Origin of the sequence: Burkholderia sp. E168m23, assembly GCF_016586125.1 — a bacterium.
Lineage (GTDB): Bacteria > Pseudomonadota > Gammaproteobacteria > Burkholderiales > Burkholderiaceae > Burkholderia > Burkholderia orbicola.
This window is the reverse complement of the sequence record NZ_BCPP01000829.1, coordinates 1-3,260: the sequence shown is the minus strand read 5'-3', so window position 1 is coordinate 3,260 and position 3,260 is coordinate 1. Positions and strand designations below refer to the sequence as shown.

The following is a 3,260-nucleotide window of genomic DNA, read 5'->3' as shown; positions in this document are numbered from 1 at the left end:
CGAAACGCTCATCGTCGGCATCCTCAGTCGAACAGCATGACCTGCGTGTCGCGCGCGCCCCGGTACGGGTTGCGGCCGTGCGCGACCAGCATGTTGTCGACGACGAGCACGTCGCCGGCCTGCCACGGGAACGCGCATTCCTCGTCGTCGAGCGCGTCGTAGATCGCCACCAGATCGTCGAACGGCATCGGTGCGCCGTCGCCGTAGCGGATCTCGTACGGGAACGCGGCGCGCGCGCCGTACATGCGCTGCAGGTAGCGATAGCTGAGCTCGCCCATCGAGCGCGGGTTCGGGTGCTGCGCGCTCGCCTGGTTGAACCACACCGTCTCGCCGGTGCGCGGATGCGTGCGCAGCGCGCTGCCGACGTGCGATACGGTCACGCTGCCGTCGTCGAGCCAGCGGCAGCCGACGCCGCGCTCGGCGCACAGCCGCTCGACTTCGTCGCGCTCGGTCGTGCCGAATGCGTCGTCCCACGGCCGGTGGTACGCGGCGAACGGCAGGTTCGGGTTCGCGGCGAGACCATCCGCGCGGTCGCCCGGCGCCGCGAAATTGCGTAGGTACATCACGCCGCGTTCGGCGAACCGCGCGCGCAGCGCGGCCGGCACGCGCGCGGTCACGCGCCGCATGTCGCAGATCGGCGTCTCGCCGCCCGCGTCGGCCGGCTGCCGGCAGTAGAACGCGACGAGGCGCGGAAACGCGGGCATGTAGGCCATCTCCTGATGCAGCCCGATCCTGAACGGCGGCGGCATGCGGGTCGATTCATAGACCTGGCCGTCGATCTGCTTGCGTGGCGCGGCGCCGGCCGTATAGCCGTTCGCGTGCGCCGGATACAGCGCGCCGAGGCGGCCGAACGCGGCGGTGTCGGGCACCGCGAAGCCGCGCCACAGCAGCGCGCCGCATGCGTCGAGCAGCGTGTCGATCGTGTCGAGCCGCGAGCGGTACCATGCGACAAACATCTCCGGCGACGTCGCGAGTTCGGCGCTGCGCGGCGTCACGCACAGCGGCAGCGTCGCGCCGGGCGCGACCGGCGCGCAGTGCACGTCGTCGGCGCCGAGCCGCACGGCCGCATGCGCGGCGAGGAAGGCGAGATCGGTCATCGCTCAGGCCAGCGCCGGTTTCTTCAGCAGGATTTCGAAGCCGAGCGCGCCGAGCCCCATGCTCGGGCTGTAGATCGACGCGACTTCGGCCAGACCGGCCTCGGCGACGAGTGCATGCGCTTCGTCGAGCGTGATCTTTTCCTCGACGTGGGTCGGCGGATAGTCGGCAGCGGCGCGCATCTCGGTGAAGCGGTCGAGCAGGTGCTGCGGCGCGTCGCGGCGCATGTCGTGCACGAGCGCGATGCCGCCCGGCTCCAGCACGCGGTACATCTCGGTCAGGCTGAGCGCCTTGTCGGGCAGGTGGTGCAGCGTCGCGCGGCCGACCGCCATCGTCAGCGTGCCGTCGTCGAACGGCAGCGCGAGCGCGTCGCCGACGCGCATCTCGATCGTGTCGTCGAGCCCGAGTTCGTGGATGCGCGGGCGGCCTTCGTCGAGCATCGCCGGATCGAGGTCGATGCCGACGTAGCGCCAGCCGCGCATCGCCGGATCGGTCGCGAGCCGCACCGGCACGACGCCGGTGGCCGTGCCGATGTCGGCGAGCGTGCCGGCCGTCATCCCGCGCGCCAGCTGGCGGATGCGGCTGATGAACAGCAGGTCCCACGGTTCGAGCGTTTCGGTGGCGAAGCGATCGTAGTCGTTCGCCGGGCGCAGGTTCTTGAGCAGCATGACGTTCCTTGTGCGAAAAGGGTGAGGGTTCACAGCCAGCCGACCGGCACGGCGGCCAGCAGCCGTCGCGCGGTCGCGCTGTTGACGCCGAACGCCGGGCGGCGGCGCCGTTCCACCGCATGCGCGGCCATCGCCGCGATGCGCGCGCCGAGCCCGATGCCGACGCCCCACGACGGCGCGGCGACACCGAGTTCGAGCAGCGTCGCGGCGGTCAGGAAATCGATGTTCGGCCGCAGCGCGCGGCGCGCGTCGGCCTGCGCGCAGCACGCGTCGAACAACGTCACGTACGCGCCGTCGAAGCCGCTCGCCGCGAACCGGCCGCGCATGTGCGGCGGACGCGGATCGGCGACGAACAGCGGATGGCCGAAGCCGTACAGCGTGCGTTTCGCGTCGAGCGCCGCATCGATCGCCGCGCGGCCTGCCGCATCGAGCGCGGCGGCCGGCGCGTCGGTGCCGCCCGGTATCGACCGCGCGAGCGCGGCGAGCCACTGCATCGCTTCGAGTGCCGCGCCGACGTGCGACGGCCCGCTCGCGAGGAAGCCGGACGCGATCGCCTGCGTCAGCGTGACGCCGGTGCCGATCGCGACGCGTGGCGCGAGCACGGTCGGCGTGATGTAGCCGAAGCCGGCGTGCCACGCGACGAGCAGCATGTCCATCGCCGCTTGCGCCGGCGCATCGCCGCGCGTCGCGCCGGTCAGCACGAGCATGCGTTGCGCTTGCGTCTGCGCTGCATCGAGCGCCGTGCCGCCGCGGGCGGGTGTGCCGGCCGCGAACGGCCGACCCTCGATCGCCGCATGCAGCAGGAATGGCGCGGCGGCCGCGCACAGCAGCATCGTGTCGAGATCGGCATCGTCGGGCGCCGGGCCGCGCGCGCGGTCGGTCACGTCGTCCAGGCCGCGCAGCAGGCCGGACGCGGCCGCGAACACCGGCGCGACGCCCGCCGCGCCGAGGTCGGCGGCGACCGACTGGGCGACCGAGCCCGGCGCCAGTGCATCGGCGAACGCCGCGAGCCGCGCGGCGATCGTCGCCTCGTGCGCGCGATGGTCGGTGCTGCCCGGCGCGACGTCGAACCACAGATGCGCGAGCGCGCCTTCGAACGTCGTCGCGCCGATCAGCGCGTTCAGGTCGAGATCGCGCACCCGCAGCGCTTCGGGGTCGAGCGTCGCGCCGTCGATATCGGTGCCGCGATGGCGCGTCGTCGGTCGGCCGAGCAGGTTGCGCGGCGCAGCGCCGGTCGCGGTCGTGGTGGCGGAGATGCTGGAGTCGAGTGTCGTGTCCATGTCATTCCACCGCGGCGAGTTCGTCGCTGCTGACGCTGATCGCCGCGTGCGCCATCGCGGCGATCACGGCCGCGTGCTGATCGACGACGGGCAGCACGTTCGCGAAGTAGTAGCGCGCGCTCTTCAGCTTGCCGCGATAGAACGCCAGCTCGGCCGGCGCGTCGGCGGTGTCCGGCGCATCGAGCCGGCGCGCGGCGATCGTCGCCGATTCGAGCAG

Annotated in this window: 4 protein-coding genes; all 4 read right to left on the bottom strand. The window is 72.6% G+C overall.

Features of this window, described 5'->3' with window-relative positions; translation table 11 throughout:
- Positions 1-23: 23 nt before the first annotated feature.
- A complete protein-coding gene (locus tag JMF90_RS30390; RefSeq protein ID WP_124548446.1) occupies positions 24-1,097 on the bottom strand; it encodes a TauD/TfdA family dioxygenase in 1,074 nt (357 codons plus the stop codon).
- Between the two features lie 3 nt (positions 1,098-1,100).
- A complete protein-coding gene (locus JMF90_RS30385) occupies positions 1,101-1,763 on the bottom strand; it encodes a class I SAM-dependent methyltransferase (protein WP_054928600.1) in 663 nt (220 codons plus the stop codon).
- A 29-nt stretch (positions 1,764-1,792) separates the two neighbouring features.
- Positions 1,793-3,043 (bottom strand): citrate/2-methylcitrate synthase, encoded by a 1,251-nt coding sequence (locus JMF90_RS30380; protein WP_054928601.1) that lies wholly within the window; start codon positions 3,041-3,043, stop codon positions 1,793-1,795.
- 1 nt (position 3,044) lies between these two features.
- Positions 3,045-3,260: acyl-CoA dehydrogenase C-terminal domain-containing protein (locus JMF90_RS30375; RefSeq protein WP_201325827.1), on the bottom strand; the 216-nt coding region annotated here is incomplete at its 5' end.

What these genes read in the sequence shown, in the direction of transcription:
- JMF90_RS30390 (WP_124548446.1), bottom strand. Translation starts at nt 1,097, where the DNA reads ATGACCGATCTCGCCTTCCTCGCCGCGCATGCGGCCGTGCGGCTCGGC.
- JMF90_RS30385 (WP_054928600.1), bottom strand. Translation starts at nt 1,763, where the DNA reads ATGCTGCTCAAGAACCTGCGCCCGGCGAACGACTACGATCGCTTCGCC.
- JMF90_RS30380 (WP_054928601.1), bottom strand. Translation starts at nt 3,043, where the DNA reads ATGGACACGACACTCGACTCCAGCATCTCCGCCACCACGACCGCGACC.